Source organism: Burkholderia sp. BCC1972 (genome assembly GCF_905339605.1).
GTDB lineage: Bacteria > Pseudomonadota > Gammaproteobacteria > Burkholderiales > Burkholderiaceae > Burkholderia.
On record NZ_CAJPGH010000009.1, the window covers coordinates 71,623 to 88,947 of the forward strand.

The window sequence follows — 17,325 nt, forward strand, 5'->3', positions numbered from 1 at the left end:
ATTATAGAAATTGGTTGCGCATCCAAAAAGAAGTCATGTATAGATTACGCCCTTGAACCGAATAACGAACAAACAAATCACACGAGAGACCATGCGAATCGCGAAGCCGCTATGGCACGAGGGCCTCATCCTGACCCAGCAGCATTTTCAGCAACAGGATAGATGGGCTGAATTTGCGCTACGTCAGTACGTCAGCGCGGCTATCGCACAGCCGTGGGGAACGCTTGCTGTCGAGGTCGATGAAGAAGCGCTGTCGACAGGGCGCCTGAAACTCACCCGCCTGCGGCTGTGTTTTCCGGACGGTACGCCGATCGATACGACCGTCGCCGATACGCTGCCGTCTGCGCGCGATCTGACGCAAGGCGTGCCCGCGGACATGCAGAGCGTCGTCGTGTTCGCAGCGCTCGCGTTGCCGGACGCGAATGGCAGCAACTGCCGATTCGACGAGACGTCGCTCGCCCGCCCGCGGCGGGCTTACCGTGAATTCGTCAAGGTCGCGGACCTGAACGGGGCCGGCGAGGCCGAAATCGCCGTCGAACGGCATGCAGTACGGCTCGTGTTCGACTTCGAGTCGCACGCCGACGACACGGTCTGTGCGATCGCGCGGCTGACGCGCGGGTCCGGCGGCCAGTTCCAGGTCGATCGACAGTTCGTGCCGCCGTGCCTCACGCTCGCCAGCCATCCGCTGCACATCGAGCGGATCAATCGCCTGATCGACATCCTGCACGCCAGAACCCTCGCGCTCGGGACGCGCCGTAGCGAGCGCATCGCCGAGGTCGCGGAATATGGCGTGGCCGACGTGCAGCTTTTCTGGCTGCTTCATTGCATCCACGCCGCATGGCCGCAATTGCGGCTGTTCGCGACGCATCCGAGCCGCCCTCCGGAGCATCTGTACGCGACACTCGCGCAACTGACGAGCTCGCTGATGACGTTCTCGACCGAAGCGCAGCTCACCGACATTCCGGTGTACGACCATGTGCGAGCCGACGAGGTGTTCGCGAAACTGGAATCGCTGATTCGCACTCTGCTCGACGCCATCATTCCGTCGCGGGTCGTGTCGATCGGCCTTACCCGCAAGGGGCCGACCACGTGGGCCGGCCAGTTCCTCGACGAGCGGATCGTCGCGGATGCCGCCGACTGGTATCTGTCGGTCAACGCGTCGATGCCCGCGTTCGAGTTGATCGAGCAGTTTCCACGGCTTTGCAAGATCGGCGCTCCCGACGACGTCGAGCACATCATCAATTCGGCTCTGCTGGGCGTCCCGCTCAAGGCCGTCCAGCGCGTGCCTGGCGCGATCCCTGTGCGCCTGGACAATCACTATTTCGCGCTGGACGCGTCTAGTGCCGTGCACGCGAAGATGCTCGCCGCGCGAGCGTGCCAGATCTACTTGCCCGCGTCGGTACCGGACGCCTCGCTCGAACTCTATGCCGTGCTGCGTTCATGAATGCACTGACTTCCCCCCGAAACGACACCGCCCTGATGCCGAACGCGACGGGCGCAAGCAGCCCACCCAGCGACGGGATGCGCGATCTGTTGCGCGACACCGCACTGCTCGTGACGACGCTCGCCTCGGGCGGGCAGACTCAGGACGCAGCCGCGTTGCGGGCCCGGTGCAAGCAGCTTGTCGAGCAATTCGCGAGCGCGCTGCAGCACCGGGGGTTTCCCGACGACGTGCGCAACGAGGCGCTGGTTGCGCAGTGCGGGCTGCTCGACGAGGCAGCGCTGCGACACTTGCCCAGTGAATCCCGGTCCGCATGGGAACGCGAGCCGCTGCAGGTGGAGCAGTTCAATCTGCACGAAGCCGGTGAACGCGTGTTCGAGCGGCTCGACATGCGCATGCGCGAACCAGCGCCGCCCGTCGCGTTGCTCGAGTGCTACTCGGCCATCCTCGGGATGGGATTCATCGGCCGGTACGCCCGTGACGGTGAAGCCAAGCGAATCGCGTTCATCGAGTCGTTGAATGCCCGACTGGAAACGCTGCGCCCCGCCCCGGATCGGCCATTCATCGCGGATCGCGTCGGACGACGTGTGTCCGACTGGTTCTACCGGCTGTCTCCATGGGCGATCGCCGGACTCGCGTGCGTGGCCACCACGATCGTATGGAGCGTCTGGTCGGCCACACTCGACGGGCAGCTCGCGCATCTTGTGGCGGCAAAGGCCGTTCGCCAGTGAAATCCGACCTGCCTGTTCTCTCCACGGAATCGAAGCGGCCGCCTGATCGCGGGCACGAAGGCCTCGGGTATCCGTCGCGGCTCATGATCGCGTTCGCAACCTTGTTGGCGCTCGCGGTGATCTGGCTGGTACTTCCGCTCGGTTCCGGCATCGCCTGGGCATTTTCGGCCATCGCCGGGATGGCCGCGCTCGCGCTAATGGTGTGGTGTACGTGCAAGCTTGGCCGCGCGCGTAGCCAGAGCGCGCATGTGCTGACCGCGCTGGGCGCTGCGACGGCCGACATCCCGGTGAAGCTGCGCACACGCATGCCGCTCGTGCTGGTGACCGGCGACGGGCTGCCCGCGCTGTTCGACCGTACGGGAGAAGTCCGGCGCGTACACCTCGGCGACGGCGGCATCTGGCTGCGCGTCGATCGCCCTCAGGATCTGCCGCGCCTGGCCGTTGCAGTCAGGCAGTGGCGCGATGGGCGGGCCCCGGACGGCGTCATACTGTCGGTCGCGCCTGCGCTGCACGCGGAAACCGACACGCTGACCCAGAACTTGCGTGCCGTACGGCAGGTCGTCGCCGATGCCGCCCGCATGCTGGGTACGCGACTGCCGGGCTATGTAGCCGGCTACCAGCGGCTCACCACCGGCTCTGTCGACCTCTCGACGCCGGCGTGGTACGGCATGTCGTCGGCCACCCGCCTGGCAGGCGGTGCATGTTTCGAACCCGTGATTCGCGCGGCGGAATGCGAGGTCCAGTGTGCGGCCGGCGATCGCGTCGCGGCGACACGCGCCGCCGCACTGGCCTCCATCGTCGGCTGGACGCAGCGCGTGGTTTTCGGCGCACTGTCGGACCGGCAACAGCCCGCGGCGCCATGGGCGCTGTTCGGCGCTGGCTGGATCGACTGCGGGCCAGCGAGTGCGTCCGGAAACCTCTGGGAACGCGATGTCGAAATGCAGACGCGCGTGGCGCGTGTAGCCTCCACCGCCTCGCCGACGCCGTGGCCGCTCCCGCAGTCGCTGATCGAAGCGATGCCGCGACGATACTGGATGTCTCCGCGTGGGGCCGCCGCGGGCCACGCACTCGCCCTGCTCGCCTGCGCCGCTGCCGTCGCATTCTGGGGTGCGGCCAGGAACAATGAAGCGCTGCTGGATCGTATCGCCGCCGATCTCGGGCGCTATTCGACGATCCCGGCAAAGCACGATGCGGCGAAGCGGGACGCACTGCAAGCGCTCGTGGCCGATCGCGATCAACTCGATCGCTACGCGCGCACCGGTATCCCGCTGCGCTTGTCGTTCGGCATGTATCGGGGGGCGCAGCTGATGCCGGTGCTGAACGACGCGATCGCCTCTTACGAGCCGCCGCCACCTCCGCCTGCTGTCGTCTCGCTCGACAGCATGTCGCTGTTCGACAGTGGCAAGGCACTGCTGAAGCCGGGGTCCAACCGAGCGATGGTCGGCGCGCTCGACATGATCAACGCGCATCCCGATAAACGCATCCTCGTCGCCGGCTACACCGACAACGTGGGCAATCCGGACAACAACCTGAAGCTTTCGACCGCGCGCGCGGAAGCCGTGCGCGACTGGCTGGTCGACGCATCCGGCATTTCCGCTACCCGGTTTGCGATTCAGGGCTATGGCATGACCCGCCCACTCGCGAGCAACGACACGCCCGACGGACGCGCGCGAAATCGTCGCGTGGAAATTACCCTGGTACCGGATACGGGAAGGTAGCGACCAGGTTTAGTCCCCGAAGCAACCCGCTTCGGGATTCTCAAGCTCAGGGGCTCGCTCCTGGCGAGTTTAGTAGTACGTATAGTGCAATATAAAGGAGCAAGGCAACGGCAATTCCGGCCTACATGTGGCTCAAGGACGACGGCGGCGCCGACATCAAGGGTTCGGTGACGGTTCAGGACCGCGAAGGCAGCGTCGAACTCGTCGCATTCGACCATGGCGTGCATATCCCGACCGACGGCAATACCGGCAAGCTGACCGGCACGCGCGTCCACAAGCCGATCACGCTGACGAAGGAAACCGACGCGTCGACACCGTATCTGTACAAGGCCGTGACGAGCGGCCAGACGCTCAAGTCGGTCGAGATCAAGTGGTACAAGATCGACGACGCGGGCAAGGAGAAGGAGTACTTCAACACGAAGCTCGACAACGTGAAGATCGTCGCCGTGAGTCCGGTCATGCACGACATCAAGAATCCGGACTACGAGAAGCACAACCACCTCGAAAACGTGGAGCTTCGCTACGAAACGATCACCTGGTCGTACAAGGACGGCAACATTATCCACAAGGACACCTGGAACGAGCGGTCCTAATCCCCATCGATGGTCGAACCGCCGGCTCCTCGCGCGGTTCTTTTGCCAGCCTGACCGGTTCAGGCTGGCCTTCCTGTCCTCAAGACCCAGTCCGGCCGCAACGACTGCGCCTGGCCCACTCCCTCTTCAGACATCGACATGACGCCGCGCGACACGACCCACCTGCTCCGTCGACTCAACCCCCACTGTGCGAAGGCGCTCGAAGCGGCCGTGAGCTTATGCCAGACGCGTCTCGCGGACGAGATCACCGTTGAGCACTGGCTGCTGAAACTGATCGAGGCCGGTGATGGAGACATCCCGGCGATTCTGCGGCACTACGGCATCGATATCGACACCGTCTGGGATGCGCTGCTCGCGTCGATCGAGCATCTTCCACGCAATCTTCGGGGCAAGCCGGCCCTGTCTCCGCAACTGGCGGCCATGCTGCAGGACGCATGGGTGCGCGCAGCGTCCGAGACGGACGACGCGACCATCCGGTCCGGCGATCTGCTGCAGGCGATCGTCGATCGCCCCCACGTACTGCGTGCGCAAAACGCGTGGCCCCTGCTGTCCGTCAGCAGCACGCAGATCCAGCGCGTCCTGCCGCGTCTGGCCCATCGTTCGTGCGAGAGCGCGCGACCCGAGAACATCGAAGCCGAAGCGGAGGATCACCCGATCGGCCCCGCCGCCGACCAGACGCCGGAATCGGCCGCCCCCGTCGCGGCAGCAACGCTCACGCGCCGCCGAACCACGGACGGCGGCGCCCTCTCCCGTTTCGCGATCGATCTGACAGACAAGGCTCGACGCGGCGCGATCGACCCGGTATTCGGCCGCGATCGCGAAATCCAGCAGATGGTCGACGTGCTCGCGCGTCGGCGCAAGAACAATCCGATCCTCGTCGGCGAGCCGGGCGTCGGCAAGACCGCGCTCGTCGAGGGCCTCGCGCTGCGCGTCGCGGAGGAAAGCGTTCCGAACGTGATTCGCGACGTGCGCATCCTGACACTCGATTTGGGCCTGCTGCAGGCCGGCGCCGGGGTGAAAGGGGAATTCGAGCAACGCTTGAAAAACGTCATCGACGAGGTTCAGTCCTCACCCGAGCCGATCCTGCTCTTCATCGACGAGGCACACACATTGATCGGCGCGGGCAATACCGCCGGCGGCGCCGACGCCGCGAACCTGCTCAAGCCGGCGCTCGCGCGTGGCGAATTGCGTACGATCGCGGCGACTACATGGTCGGAGTACAAGGAATTCTTCGAGCGCGACGCCGCGCTCGAGCGCCGCTTCCAGATCATCAAGGTCGACGAACCCGACGACGACGCGGCGTGCCTGATGTTGCGGGGGCTGAAGAGCCGCTACGCGGAATATCACAACGTGCACATTCGGGATGACGCGCTCATCGCGGCAGTGAAACTCTCTCGACGCTATATCCCAGCGCGGCAACTGCCGGACAAGGCAGTCGACCTGATCGATACCGCTGCGGCGCGGGTGCGAATGGGACTCGAATCGCCGCCCGCGGAACTGCAGCGCGCGCGCGCCGCAGTCTCCGCCCTCGAACTCGAACTGGCGACGCTCGACGCGGATGCACGGGCTGGTATCGATGACGTTGGGCCCCGGAGCGTGACGCTGGAGAACGCGCTTTCCGAAGCGCGGAACATCCTGACCGCCTTGCAGGCGCGCCACGTCGGCGAACTCGAGCTGGTCCGCCTCTTGCACCGGCATCGAGCCGACATCGCCGCAGGCGGCTCGTCGTCCAGCCATGGCCAGTTCGACGACATCAAACGCCTACTGGCCGGCCGGCAAGGCAAGACACCCTTGATCTCTGTCGATGTCGACGCGACGGCCATCGCGCGCGTCGTCGCGGAATGGACAGGTGTGCCGGTCGGCAATCTCGTCGAAGACGAACTGCTGAGCCTACTGAATCTCGAACAGCAATTGGCCACGCGCGTGGTCGCACAGGACGATGCCCTGGCTGCGCTCGCGGAGAGCCTGCGCACCGCGAAGGCAGGCCTCAAGAATGAGCATGCGCCACTCGGCGTCTTTCTGCTCGCGGGACCATCGGGCGTCGGCAAGACCGAAACGGCGCTGGCCCTGGCCGACCTGCTGTTCGGCGGCGAGGTCGCGCTCACGACGATCAACATGTCGGAATATCAGGAAGCACATACGGTGTCGCAACTGAAAGGTTCGCCACCAGGCTATGTCGGCTACGGCCGCGGAGGCATCCTGACCGAAGCCGTGCGGCAGCGTCCGTACAGCGTCGTGCTGCTCGATGAAGTCGAAAAAGCTCACCGCGACGTGCTCGACATGTTCTATCAGGTTTTCGATCGCGGCACGATGCGCGACGGCGAAGGACGCGAGATCGACTTCCGCAATTGCGTGATTCTGATGACATCCAATCTCGGCAGCGCACGGATTGACGAGATGACCGCCGACGATCCGCAGATTTCCCAGGCGACGTTGCTCGAGTCGATCCACCCGCAGCTTGTGGCGCATTTCCAGCCCGCCCTGCTCGCGCGCTTCCAGTCGCTGGTCTATCGGCCGCTCGATGCCGCCGCACTCGCGTCGATCGTGCGGCTCAAGCTGTCGAAGGTCGCCGACCGCCTGCGCCGACAACACAGCGTCGAGCTGACGTGCGACGAGCCGTTGATCGACGCGATGGCCGAGCTTTGCCTCGCGCGCGAGTTCGGTGCACGCAACGTCGATGCGTTCCTCGACCAGCGGATTCTGCCGAATCTGTCGCGTGAACTGCTAGCGCGCATGGCCACCGGGGCCACACCCGAAAGGATCGTGCTGTCGAGCTCGTCCGATGCTAACCTGACGATCGATTTCATCGATCGGAGCGACGTCGCGGCGGGCGCGACGGAACCGAAACGCGCGACCGCGTAACCAGGGGCCAGGATCATGACGGCGCGTCCCTCTCTCCATGACATGTTGGTCGGTCAGATCAGTGGTGAGCCGCTCGATGCTTACGACGACCGAACACTCGAGTGCATGAGCGTCCAGAAAAATGTGCAGCGCATCCTGAACTCGCGTGCCGGAGCGCTGAAGCATCTGCCGGACTATGGTCTGCCGGATCTGACGAACATCTACAAGGCCCTGCCCGTGTCAGCCCACATGCTCAAGCAGCAGATGGAGGCGACGCTCTTGAAATATGAGCCTCGTATCCGCTCCATCGACGTCGCCATCCTCGAAAACGACGATCCTGGTGTGCTCGTGAGTTTTGAAATGACGTGCCATCTGCGGAAGGCCGGACTCGTGCGGTTCGGTACGTATTTCGAGCCGCCCGGGCGTATGTGGTTGAAACGCCGGATTACCGAACACGATTGAAGTGCTCCCGGAAGTCCGGACCGGGCTTCGCAACTTGCGAATCCCGGTCCATCGATATCAACGCCAGATGCCGGCTGCCTGCGTCACGCCGGCGCCGCATGCGCGCGCACAAGTACAGCAAGCGCTTCCTCCAGTGACGTCGTCCCGTAAGCCCGCTCCGACACCCCGTCCTCCACATCGATCCGCCCGGCGTTATGCACGTCGTACAGGTCGACGATCAACTGCGCATGGCGTTCGCTGAGCCCGGCGCGCAGCAGCGTCGCATTCCACGTGTCGCGCGGCAGCTCGCGCGCGACGATCGCGCGCCCCGTCGCCGCACCCAACGTATCCGCGATCGTCGTCACGCTCACCCGCCGCGGCCCTTCGACGCTGACGATGCGTGGCCCGTTGCCGCCTTCCGGCGCATCGAGCAGCAGCCGTGCCGCGACGACGCCCACATCGGGCGCCCAGACCGTCGGAAAGACCTTGTCGACCGGATGGTGGAAACTCGGCAGCACGCCGGTGCCGAGCGCGACCGGCAGCACACGCGCCCAGTTCTGCAGATGCTCGGCCGAGCGCAGCAGCGTCAGCTGCGTGGGGATCGCCCTCAGCCGTTCCTCGAAGTCATGGAACAGACGCGTGATACCCGTATTGCCTTCAAGCTCCGCGCCGTAATCGGACAACGCGAGCAGCGCAGGCGGCGGGTTCGAGGCGATTGCAGCGGCCGCCGCATCGATCGTCCGCGTCATCGTCGCGGCCGGATCGGGGTCGGCAGCCGGCACCGGGCACAGGATCTGCACGGCCTGCGCGCCGTCGATCGCCGCGGCGATCGCGTTCGCGTCCGTCAGGTCCGCGATCGCGACATCGCAGCCGAGCTGCACGAAACGTTCACGATGGCGTGCGTCGCGCAGCACCGCGCGCACGGAATGGCCTGCGTTGCGCAAGGCTGTCACGGTCGACAGGCCCACGTTGCCGGATGCTCCGAAGATCACGAACACGATCTGCTCCTGAGGGATGAAAGTGTTGTGATTGTCGGCATGCGCGGCCGGAAAGGCGCGCAGGGAGGGATGAATCGAGCAGGAAAGGATGACGGGATACGAGGACGCACACGGATCGTGCAATCCGCCCGTCAGCTATCGACGCGCAGGCTTCTCGCCTTCCCGACCGTCATAAGCAAGCCGCAACCCGCCCCGCGCGCCCGACCGCGCAATCTCCGTCGGCGTCGCGCCCAGCACGCGGTTCATCCAGTTCGCCATGTGGCTCTGGTGTGCAAACCCGGCTTCCAGCGCGATCTGGCTGATGCTGAGCCGGCCTTCGAGCAGCAGCGCCTTCGCGCGCTCCACCCGGCGCCGCACGACGTATTGGTGCACGGGCATCCCGAGCGTTTCGCGGAACAGCACCTTGAAATGCGGCACGCTGATCGACACGAGCGCCGCGAGCTCGGCCAGCGTCATGCGCCGCTCGAGGTTCGCTTCGACATAGTCGATCACGCGCGCGGCCGCTTTCGGCGCAAGCGTGCGCCGGCGTTCGCGGAACGCCGGCTGGCCGTCGACCAGCCGCGCGACGAGCGCCGTGCACAGGCTTTCCGCGTAAAGCGGATCCGACGCGTCTTCCGCTTCGAGTTCGGCGGCCATCGCCCACGCGATGTGCTGCAGCCGCGGGTCGCGCACCTGCAGCCGGCGGCGGATCTGCGCCTGCGACGGCTTCAGTTCGAGCTGCTCGACCGTACGCCGCACGAACGTGTCGCTGAGCGCGATATGCAGGATCCGGCAGTCGGCGCTGTCGGTCCACTGGCCGGGCAGGCCGGCCGGAATCACGTCGACGTCGCCGTGCGCCTGGATGCGCGACACGCGCTCGCCGTCGCACACGCAGTCCGCACGAACCGGCGAACCGATATGCACACCGATCCGGTGATGCTCGGCCGCCGGGATCCGGTACGTGCCCGCGCGGATCTCCAGCAGCGACGCGCCAAAGCCCTGCCAGCCCAGCCCGCGGCTGGAGCGCAGGCTGACCGGAATGCCGTTGTCCGTCGGCGCGGCAAGAATCGGATCGCTCATCGCTTGTCTCCACCAGATCAGGTGACGAACGCGCATTGTGACGCGTTTTGAGCCGGCGTGCCGGGCCTGCGCGCCTGCCGCGGCATCGAGCAGAAAAAGATCATCCGTTTCTGCTCACGACGATCCTTGCGTGCGCGCCGGCGGGCGCCGCGACGCTTACGATCGCCCCATCCGACACCTACGGAGCCCGTCATGCCCTATTCCTGCCCGCTACACGCGTCGTTCATCGCGCGCTCGCCCTCCGCCTCCTGCCCGTCATCCGGCCCCCACTCCCGCACCGGCCGCACCGCCGTCGCCGCGTGGTGCTTGCGCGTCATCGGCTGGTACCGGTTCGAACGGCTACTCGCGTCGATTCCCGACAGCAACGACGACTTCGGGCTCGTCTGACCGGCCGGCCGCCGTATCCGCCTACTTGCGCCGCCGCTCGTGCAGCGCCACCGTCGCGCCGTCGATCACCGGCGCGCCCTGCTTGATCAGGAAATCGCGGAACAGGCCCGTCACCTGCGAGATCCGCCGGTCGGCGAGCGTGACCACGTACCATTCGCGCTCGATCGGGTTGCCGGGGAACGGCAATTGCCCGAGCAGCCCCGTGCGCAGTTCGAGTGCACACGCGTGCAACGACAGGAACGCGATGCCGAGCCCCGCTTCGGCCATCTGCTTGATGGCCTCGTTGCTCGACAGTTCGGAGCCCACATGGAACCGGTAGCCGGCGTTCTTGAACAGGCTCTCGACGGTCGAGCGCGTGCCCGCGCCGCGCTCGCGCACGAGCAGGTGCGCGGATTCGAGATCCTTCAACGCGACACGCTTGCGCTGCATCAGCGGATGGCCGGGCGCCGCGACGAACACCATCGGATGCTTCGCGAACTCGACCGCATGCGTGCGCAGCTCCTTCGGTGCACTACCCATCACCGCGAGATCGATTTCATGCGTCGCGAGCATGCGGATGATGTCGTCGCGGTTGCCGACCTTGAAGTACGTCTTCACGTGCGGACGCGTCGCGGTGAATTTGACGAGCAGCGGCGGGATCAGGTATTCGGCCGTCGTGATCGCGCCGATCCGCAGCGTGCCGCCGAGGTCGCCGGTCAGCGCGGCCACTTCGTCGCCGGCCTCGCTCCACAGATGCAGGATCTCGCGCGCATAGCGCGACACGATCTCGCCGGCCGCGGTCAGCTGCACGCCGCGCCCCACCCGCTGCAGCAATGCGGCGCCCACGGCCTCCTCGAGGAGGCGAACCTGCAGCGACACGGCCGGCTGCGTCAGGTTCAGCTCCTCGGCCGCGCGCGAGACGCTGCCGAGCCGCGCAATCATGTCCAGCGCCTTCAGCTGCCGGAACGTCGCGGTCTTTCCTATAAGTGAATACATATGAGTCGCTTATAAACATTAAATTGTTCGAGTGGGTTCGAAACTATATCGTCGGTTCTTGAGCAATGTCATCCGAATCGTCATTCAGCGGGAGCCCAACATGGACAACACCACGCCCAACCTTGCAACGGACCGCGCACCGCGCCTGCCGCGCATCGTGATCGTCGGCGGCGGCGCCGGCGGCCTGCAGCTCGCGACGCGCCTCGGCGACACGATCGGACGTCGCGGCCAGGCCGACATCGTGCTCGTCGACCGCTATCCGACGCACTTCTGGAAGCCGCTGCTGCACGAAGCCGCGTCGGGCCATCGCGATCCGGCCTCGCACACGATCGAATACGCGGCGCAGGCGAAGCGCCACGGCTTCCGCTTCGTGCAGGGCGCGCTGCAGCGGGTCGACCGCGCGGCCCGCACCGCGACGATCGCGGCCGTGCACGACGCGGACGGCACCGAAGTCCTGCCGCAGCGCGAACTCGGCTATGACGATCTCGTGCTCGCCGTCGGCAGCGTGACGAACTTCTTCAACGTGCCGGGTGCTGCCCGTCATGCGCTGCCGCTCGAGAACCTCGACCAGGCCGAGGATTTCCGCCGCAAGTTCCTCGCGGCCTGCACGAAGGCGAATCACCTCGCCGAGCAGCAGCCGGCACGACGCGCGGCGCCGATCTGCATCAACGTGATCGGCGCGGGTGCGACGGGCGTCGAGCTGGCGGCCGCGCTGCGGCACGCGGTCCAGCAACTGACGACGTATCGCTTCAAGGCGCTGGTGTCCGCACGCGACGTGCACATCCGGCTGATCGAAGGCGGCCCGCGCATCCTGCCGGCACTCGACGCACGGCTGTCCGGCAAGATGCACGCGCAACTGCGCGCGCTGAACGTCGACGTGCTGACCGATACGCGTGTGGCGGAAGTCGGCGCGGATGCGGTGACGACCGCGACGGGCGAACGGCTCGCGAGCGACATCACGATCTGGGCAGCCGGCGTCGCGGGCCCCGCGCTCCTGCGGGACATCGGCGACCTCGCGCTCAACCGCTCGAACCAGGTGATCGTGACCGACACGCTGCAGACGCCCGACGATCCGCACGTCTATGCGTTCGGCGACTGCGCCGCGTGCCCGTCGACCGGTGCGAGCGGGTTCCTGCCGCCGCGCGCGCAAGTCGCGCACCAGCAGGCCGTGTACCTGGTCAATGCATTCGCGCGGCGCATCGCCGGCAAGCCGGTGACCGGCTTCACGTTCCACGATGCGGGCACTGTCGTGTCGCTCGGGCATGCGGGCGCCGTGTACCAGGCGGACATCAGCGTGCGTTCGCGCTCGCTGATCGTCGACGGGCTCGCCGCGATCGGGCTGTACAAGTTCCTGTACCGCAAGCACCTGTTCAGCGTGGTCGGCGTGAAGCGCGCGCTGTTCCAGTCGCTGAGCCACTGGCTGCAAAGCCGCAACCAGCCGTCGATCAAGCTGCACTGATCGACGACGTACGCGCGGCATTGCATGACGGCATATCAGGCGGCCCTCGCTCGATATGCCGTTTTTCTATATGCATATGCCCGATACATTCAGACCGTGCGCCACGCCGGTGCATCACATCGAAGGCCGTCGATGCGACGCAATGTGCGAGGCAAACGCCACAAGACACGCCTCCCGCGCCCACTCTGGCTCGCAACCCGATTCATTAGTCAGATCGTATGAGTCGGATAAAAATATTAATTGGTCGTATTTTCGGGATCGACGCTAAGGTGTGTGGCATTCCCGTCGGCGAACGGATCATCACGTCTCTGAAGAGGAATCACCGTGGTTATCGAAGCCATCGTCACCCGTCTCGACGCAGCATTCGCACAGATCGAAGCAACACCGGATTCGCGCGAATCGCGCCATCAGCGCGACGCGATCATCCAGTGGCTCGACCGTGCATCGGAAGAAGGATATCGGCTCGGTCTCGTCACGACGCTGCCGGCCACACGGCTCAGCGACATGTTCGAAGGCCAGTTCGGCCGTGCGAACCTCGACCGCTTCTCGGTCGTCGTCACAGATTCCAATCAAAAGGAGTCCCGATCAAATCAGCATCCTTTCGACGTCGCGCTGCAGGCGCTCGGCGTGCCGCCCGAGCGCGCGCTCGCGATCGCGAGCAGCGAGCCGGAGCGCCGCGAAGCCGAGCATTTCGGCCTGTCGCGCTGCGTGAACATCACCGACACCGTGCGCTCGATCGCATCGGCCGATCTGCACTGAGCGCCGGCACACCGGCCGGCGGCAGCCGGCCATCGATCCGGCGGCAATCACGCAGCGGAGATCGTGATTCCGTTCGCGTCGATCATGAACCTGAAGGTCGGGCCGCCACCGACGGCTCGAGCAGCACGACCTCGATCCGCTCCTTGCCCTTCCCGGTGTTCTTGCGCTTGAGCGTCAGCATGCCGATCTCGCCGGTCGTCGCCGGATGCGTGCCGCCGCACGCCATCGTCGCAAAGCCGTCGACCTTCCAGAAGCGGCGTTGCGCGACGACATCGCTGAAGTCGGTCACGATGGGCAGGTCGCGCTTCGACAGCTCGGCCGCTGCCGATTCGATCTCCGGAAACAGCGGCGACAGGCTCGTGCCGCTCGCGAAGTCGATGCGTGCCTTGTCCTGCGCGATATGCGCGCCGATGCGCTCGATACCGGGCCTGAGCCGGTAGACCAGTTGCAGCACCATTTCGGCCGCGAAGTGCAGGCGCATCAGCCGGTAACGGCGCGCCCAGTCGATGCGCCAGGTCACCGGATCCCCGGCGCGCAGCGCGTGGTCATGCGGAAGCGTATAGACGATGTCGAGGCCCTGCTTCTCGGCCTGGATGACGGGATAGTCGCCCAGCGACCCCGCATCGCTTTCCTGGCCGCCTGAAAACGCGAAGAAGATGGTCGCGTCCACTCTTACGCGATCGCCGTCGACGTGCGTGACGACGGTATCCAGCGTGGTCCGGTAGGGATCGTCCCAGAATACTTTCCTTGTCATCGCCCGCCGCGCCTTTCGTCGAGGAAAACGCCCAGCCTAGCCCGAACGCGTCCGGGCGGCTTGTACGATCTTGCGCCCGGATGCCGTCGCGTCCTCGCCCGGCGCGATGCGCGGCACCGTGGCGTCGTCCTCTCCCTTCCTCTCGACGCTCCATGTATGGATCGGCCGATGCCCCGGTCGCTCCCACTCGGGCGGCATCCACAGGTGTTTCAAACGCTGCAGCACCGGCCCGGGTGCGAACACGTCGCGCCACATGTCGACGAATTCGTGCACGTTCAGCACCAGGAAGTTGTACGAACGAATCTGCTGCGTGATTCCATAGTCGACCGGTTCCGTTTCCTCGACATACGTACCGAACATCCGGTCGAAAATGATCAGCACGCCGCCGTAATTCCTGTCGATATAACGCGGATTGCGGCCGTGATGCGCGCGATGGTTCGACGGTGTGTCGAACACGTACTCGAACCAGCGCGGCAGCCGCCCGATCGCTTCGGTATGCACGAAGTACTGGTACGCGAGATCGACCGCGAGCAGGAACAGCACGACGGCCGGCGGAATGCCGAGCCACACGGGCGGCAGGTAGAACACGAACACGCCGACGAATGCATTCAGCAGCGACTGCCGCATCGCCGTCGTGAAGTTCATCACTTCGCCGCTGTGATGCGGCACATGCGCAGCCCAGAACCAGCGCACGCGGTGCGACGTGCGATGAAACCAGTAGTAGCAGAATTCGACGAGGACGAAGATCGGCACGATCGTGCAGCCGTTCACCGGCACGTCGAACAGCCGGTGCCGGTAGACCCACGCGAAGATCGCGCCCGTGAACAGGAGCCCCATCACGGTCTCGGCCACCTGATAACCGGCGCCGAGCGACAGGTTCGCGACGATCTCCTTCCAGCGAAACGGCCCACGGCGCCCGCGCCCGGTCATCACCGCGTATTCGATCGCGAACGCGATCAGGAATACGGGCGTCATGCCGATTAGCAGCACCTGCTTCCAGTCCACGTCGTTACCCAGGAACGCATGGAGCCACGTCATCAACTCGGTCGGCATGTCGGCAGTCTCGATCAGGAACTGCCGGGCAGTATGGTCGCGCACGGGTCGGCCCGCGTTGACACTTGCCGACGATTACTTGACACTTTCCGCCATGCCCGCCGCTTCTCCGCTCGCGACCCAGCGCGTCTACTACTCGAGCACCTACGTGCGGCTGCTGTTCGACTATCTGTCCGAGCGCGGCCAGGATGCGGTCCGCGTGCTCGGCGAGGCGCGGCCGCCCGAGGACGATCGCGGGCTGACGCTGTATGCGAGCGCGCATTGGCGCGGCCTGCTCGAACGCGCGGTCCGGGCGCTCGACGATCCGCTGCTCGGCCTGCACGTGGGCCAGCGGATCACGCCCGCGCATCTCGGTGCGCTCGGCTATGCGCTGCATGCATGCCGCGACGCAGGTGCCGCGCTCGCGCGCTGGCAGCAATACGAACACCTGATCGCGAACGTCGCGCGCATGGAAGTGCGGGTCGAGGCGACGTCGGTCGCGATCGAATGGCACGATGCGCCCGAGCCGCTCGGCCCGCTCGTCGACGAAGTCGCGCTGACCGCGATCGTCCAGTTCGCGCGCAACATCACCGGCACGCGCAACGGGCCCGACGAAGTCTGCTTCGTGCATCCGTCGCCCGGCGACGCGCAGCCGTACGTCGATTACTTCGGCTGCCCGGTGCGGTTCGGCCAGCCGGTGAACCGGCTCGCCTTTCCGTTGCGCCTGCTCGCGCAGCCGCTGCAACAGCCGGACGACGCACTGCGGTACATGATGGAACGCCAGGCGAGCGCGCTGCTCGCCGAACTGCGGCAGACCGATGACCTCGAACAGTCGGTGCGCGAAGCCGTCGCGCGCCTGCTGACGCAAGGCGAAGCCAGCATCGAGCAGATCGCGTCCGAACTGCATGTGTCGTCGCGCACGCTGCATCGCCGGCTGGCCGAACTCGGGCTGAACTACCGGTTCCTGCGCGAAGACACGCGGCGACGGCTCGCGATCGATCACCTGAACGACCCGCGGCTGACGCTGGCGGAAGTCGCCTGGCTGCTCGGCTATTCGGAACACAGCGCATTCACGCGCGCGTTCCGGCGCTGGACCGGCGAATCGCCGCAGCAGTGGCGCAGCCGGCAGCCGGCGCGGCCGGCCAGCGTCGCGCGCGGCTGACGAACTCGCGCCGGCCCGCGCGGTCGAACGAGCATCGCCGGAGAATCCTCATGAAACGCGTTGCCACTGCTGCTGTCCTGACCCTGCTTGCCGCCGTCAGCTTCCCGGCAATCGCCGGCGCACCGTCCGGCGCCACCGCGCCGGCTCCCGTCCAGGCACATGGGAAAAACTGTGTCCCGTCGCGAGAGGCCGCGCAGGACGCCCGCTCGCCGTCGAAGGCCCCGCCGATCCGCGTCTGCGTCGGCGATTCCGATACGCAACTGAACCTGCCGTGGTTCCTGACCGATGTCCTCACCGCGGTCGATACGCACCAGTCGCCCGGCGCCCTGCTTCATCAGATGCGCAACGATTTCTGAATCGCGGCCGCGCCGACCGACGCCCCTGCATCGTTCGTTCCACGTCAAGCCTCTTCAGCGGCAGCCCATTCTTTCGCAATCCTTTCGGAAATGCGCGCCGGCGACACGTCGTCTGAAAACGGCATGTCGCGACAATGTTTCGTTTTGAGACACAATCACAAAACTGCACCAATTTTTAATCAATAATATTTCGTAATAGCGCGCCGCATCTTATACTTGCCGCGCACCATCCTCGTGCCAAGAGACGGTGTCTTTCGACCCGGCCGCACGACCCTGCGGTCGGGGTTTTTTTCGGTGTGCTACGTCAATATAGATGTGCGGAAGGCACATGTTATCGACGCGCGCCGCCGGACTGCATGACCGATCGCGACGGAGCTGTGGCCGAGGCCCATCACGATCGTTGACCCGGTTTGCATCGCGATATCGATGCGCAAGCCGGATCGCCCGAACCGGGCATGACGCGTGCGCGCCGCACGCGCACCCCATCGGTTCGACTTGCCTCTCCATGCGTACAACATCAAAGGCAACGCGGGAATGCCGGCGCTCATACCAGGCTCGAAGTCCGTTTTCCAGCGCAGCGGCGCGTGGCCGCGGGCCGTCTTTTTCATCGCCGTAATCG

17 protein-coding genes are annotated in these 17,325 nt (G+C 65.7%); 11 read left to right on the top strand and 6 right to left on the bottom strand.

The genetic code is table 11. The annotated features are described in order from the left end of the window. Positions 1 to 91 precede the first annotated feature (91 nt). From tssK to tssE, 6 genes are all read left to right on the top strand, one after another. On the top strand, positions 92 to 1,444 hold the full coding sequence (tssK, locus tag U5798_RS15260; RefSeq protein ID WP_322082529.1) for a type VI secretion system baseplate subunit TssK: 1,353 nt from the start codon (positions 92 to 94) through the stop codon (positions 1,442 to 1,444). Further along, the gene (locus tag U5798_RS15265) at positions 1,441 to 2,172 is read left to right on the top strand and encodes a DotU family type IV/VI secretion system protein (RefSeq protein WP_322082530.1); all 732 of its coding nucleotides are present in this window, start codon (positions 1,441 to 1,443) and stop codon (positions 2,170 to 2,172) included. Before tssK ends, U5798_RS15265 begins: the two co-directional genes overlap by 4 nt. After that, positions 2,169 to 3,890: an OmpA family protein gene (locus tag U5798_RS15270; RefSeq protein ID WP_322082531.1), complete on the top strand. Its 1,722-nt coding sequence runs from the start codon at positions 2,169 to 2,171 to the stop codon at positions 3,888 to 3,890. The genes U5798_RS15265 and U5798_RS15270 overlap by 4 nt, the downstream gene beginning before the upstream one ends. Positions 3,891 to 4,003: 113 nt before the next feature. Then, positions 4,004 to 4,483 (top strand): Hcp family type VI secretion system effector, encoded by a 480-nt coding sequence (locus U5798_RS15275; RefSeq protein WP_322082630.1) that lies wholly within the window; start codon positions 4,004 to 4,006, stop codon positions 4,481 to 4,483. A 138-nt stretch (positions 4,484 to 4,621) separates the two neighbouring features. Further along, positions 4,622 to 7,345, top strand: a complete 2,724-nt coding sequence (tssH, locus tag U5798_RS15280) for a type VI secretion system ATPase TssH (RefSeq protein WP_322082532.1) — start codon at positions 4,622 to 4,624, stop codon at positions 7,343 to 7,345. Between the two features lie 15 nt (positions 7,346 to 7,360). Continuing rightward, a complete protein-coding gene (tssE, locus tag U5798_RS15285) occupies positions 7,361 to 7,786 on the top strand; it encodes a type VI secretion system baseplate subunit TssE (protein WP_322082533.1) in 426 nt (141 codons plus the stop codon). 83 nt (positions 7,787 to 7,869) lie between these two features. Here the strand turns inward: tssE and U5798_RS15290 are convergent, their stop codons facing one another. Together U5798_RS15290 and U5798_RS15295 are read right to left on the bottom strand one after the other, a co-directional pair. Continuing rightward, positions 7,870 to 8,763 carry an NAD(P)H-binding protein gene (locus U5798_RS15290; protein ID WP_322082534.1) on the bottom strand — a complete coding sequence of 298 codons (894 nt, stop codon included), beginning with the start codon at positions 8,761 to 8,763 and terminating at the stop codon, positions 7,870 to 7,872. A 135-nt stretch (positions 8,764 to 8,898) separates the two neighbouring features. After that, the gene (locus U5798_RS15295; protein WP_322082535.1) at positions 8,899 to 9,822 is read right to left on the bottom strand and encodes an AraC family transcriptional regulator; all 924 of its coding nucleotides are present in this window, start codon (positions 9,820 to 9,822) and stop codon (positions 8,899 to 8,901) included. A gap of 192 nt (positions 9,823 to 10,014) precedes the next feature. Here U5798_RS15295 and U5798_RS15300 point away from each other — a divergent pair, with 192 nt between their 5' ends. Further along, positions 10,015 to 10,209: a hypothetical protein gene (locus U5798_RS15300; protein WP_322082536.1), complete on the top strand. Its 195-nt coding sequence runs from the start codon at positions 10,015 to 10,017 to the stop codon at positions 10,207 to 10,209. A 21-nt stretch (positions 10,210 to 10,230) separates the two neighbouring features. On the opposite strand, the gene U5798_RS15305 is transcribed toward U5798_RS15300, so the two are convergent. After that, positions 10,231 to 11,184, bottom strand: coding sequence for a LysR family transcriptional regulator (locus U5798_RS15305; RefSeq protein ID WP_124454319.1), 954 nt, complete (start codon positions 11,182 to 11,184; stop codon positions 10,231 to 10,233). A gap of 100 nt (positions 11,185 to 11,284) precedes the next feature. On the opposite strand from U5798_RS15305, the gene U5798_RS15310 reads away from it, so the two are divergent. Both U5798_RS15310 and U5798_RS15315 read left to right on the top strand, forming a co-directional pair. Next, positions 11,285 to 12,643 (top strand): NAD(P)/FAD-dependent oxidoreductase, encoded by a 1,359-nt coding sequence (locus tag U5798_RS15310; protein WP_322082537.1) that lies wholly within the window; start codon positions 11,285 to 11,287, stop codon positions 12,641 to 12,643. A gap of 324 nt (positions 12,644 to 12,967) precedes the next feature. Further along, entirely contained in the window at positions 12,968 to 13,402 is a 435-nt protein-coding gene (locus U5798_RS15315) for a phosphatase (RefSeq protein ID WP_322082538.1), read from the top strand. Positions 13,403 to 13,484: 82 nt separating this feature from the next. Here the strand turns inward: U5798_RS15315 and U5798_RS15320 are convergent, their stop codons facing one another. After that, entirely contained in the window at positions 13,485 to 14,156 is a 672-nt protein-coding gene (locus U5798_RS15320) for an alanyl-tRNA editing protein (protein ID WP_322082539.1), read from the bottom strand. A gap of 36 nt (positions 14,157 to 14,192) precedes the next feature. Next, positions 14,193 to 15,209: a sterol desaturase family protein gene (locus U5798_RS15325; protein ID WP_322082631.1), complete on the bottom strand. Its 1,017-nt coding sequence runs from the start codon at positions 15,207 to 15,209 to the stop codon at positions 14,193 to 14,195. Positions 15,210 to 15,303: 94 nt separating this feature from the next. On the opposite strand from U5798_RS15325, the gene U5798_RS15330 reads away from it, so the two are divergent. Both U5798_RS15330 and U5798_RS15335 read left to right on the top strand, forming a co-directional pair. Further along, entirely contained in the window at positions 15,304 to 16,350 is a 1,047-nt protein-coding gene (locus U5798_RS15330; RefSeq protein WP_322082540.1) for an AraC family transcriptional regulator, read from the top strand. A 50-nt stretch (positions 16,351 to 16,400) separates the two neighbouring features. Beyond that, positions 16,401 to 16,706, top strand: a complete 306-nt coding sequence (locus tag U5798_RS15335) for a hypothetical protein (protein WP_322082541.1) — start codon at positions 16,401 to 16,403, stop codon at positions 16,704 to 16,706. 299 nt (positions 16,707 to 17,005) lie between these two features. Here the strand turns inward: U5798_RS15335 and U5798_RS15340 are convergent, their stop codons facing one another. Further along, positions 17,006 to 17,314, bottom strand: coding sequence for a hypothetical protein (locus U5798_RS15340; RefSeq protein ID WP_185658207.1), 309 nt, complete (start codon positions 17,312 to 17,314; stop codon positions 17,006 to 17,008). Between the last annotated feature and the right edge of the window lie 11 nt (positions 17,315 to 17,325).

Coding starts and splice junctions, on each gene's coding strand:
- U5798_RS15310 (WP_322082537.1), top strand. CDS start 11,285: ATGGACAACACCACGCCCAACCTTGCAACGGACCGCGCACCGCGCCTG.
- tssH (WP_322082532.1), top strand. CDS start 4,622: ATGACGCCGCGCGACACGACCCACCTGCTCCGTCGACTCAACCCCCAC.
- U5798_RS15330 (WP_322082540.1), top strand. CDS start 15,304: ATGCCCGCCGCTTCTCCGCTCGCGACCCAGCGCGTCTACTACTCGAGC.
- U5798_RS15335 (WP_322082541.1), top strand. CDS start 16,401: ATGAAACGCGTTGCCACTGCTGCTGTCCTGACCCTGCTTGCCGCCGTC.
- U5798_RS15320 (WP_322082539.1), bottom strand. CDS start 14,156: ATGACAAGGAAAGTATTCTGGGACGATCCCTACCGGACCACGCTGGAT.
- U5798_RS15300 (WP_322082536.1), top strand. CDS start 10,015: ATGCCCTATTCCTGCCCGCTACACGCGTCGTTCATCGCGCGCTCGCCC.
- tssE (WP_322082533.1), top strand. CDS start 7,361: ATGACGGCGCGTCCCTCTCTCCATGACATGTTGGTCGGTCAGATCAGT.
- tssK (WP_322082529.1), top strand. CDS start 92: ATGCGAATCGCGAAGCCGCTATGGCACGAGGGCCTCATCCTGACCCAG.
- U5798_RS15305 (WP_124454319.1), bottom strand. CDS start 11,184: ATGTATTCACTTATAGGAAAGACCGCGACGTTCCGGCAGCTGAAGGCG.
- U5798_RS15325 (WP_322082631.1), bottom strand. CDS start 15,209: ATGCCGACCGAGTTGATGACGTGGCTCCATGCGTTCCTGGGTAACGAC.
- U5798_RS15340 (WP_185658207.1), bottom strand. CDS start 17,314: ATGAAAAAGACGGCCCGCGGCCACGCGCCGCTGCGCTGGAAAACGGAC.
- U5798_RS15265 (WP_322082530.1), top strand. CDS start 1,441: ATGAATGCACTGACTTCCCCCCGAAACGACACCGCCCTGATGCCGAAC.
- U5798_RS15295 (WP_322082535.1), bottom strand. CDS start 9,822: ATGAGCGATCCGATTCTTGCCGCGCCGACGGACAACGGCATTCCGGTC.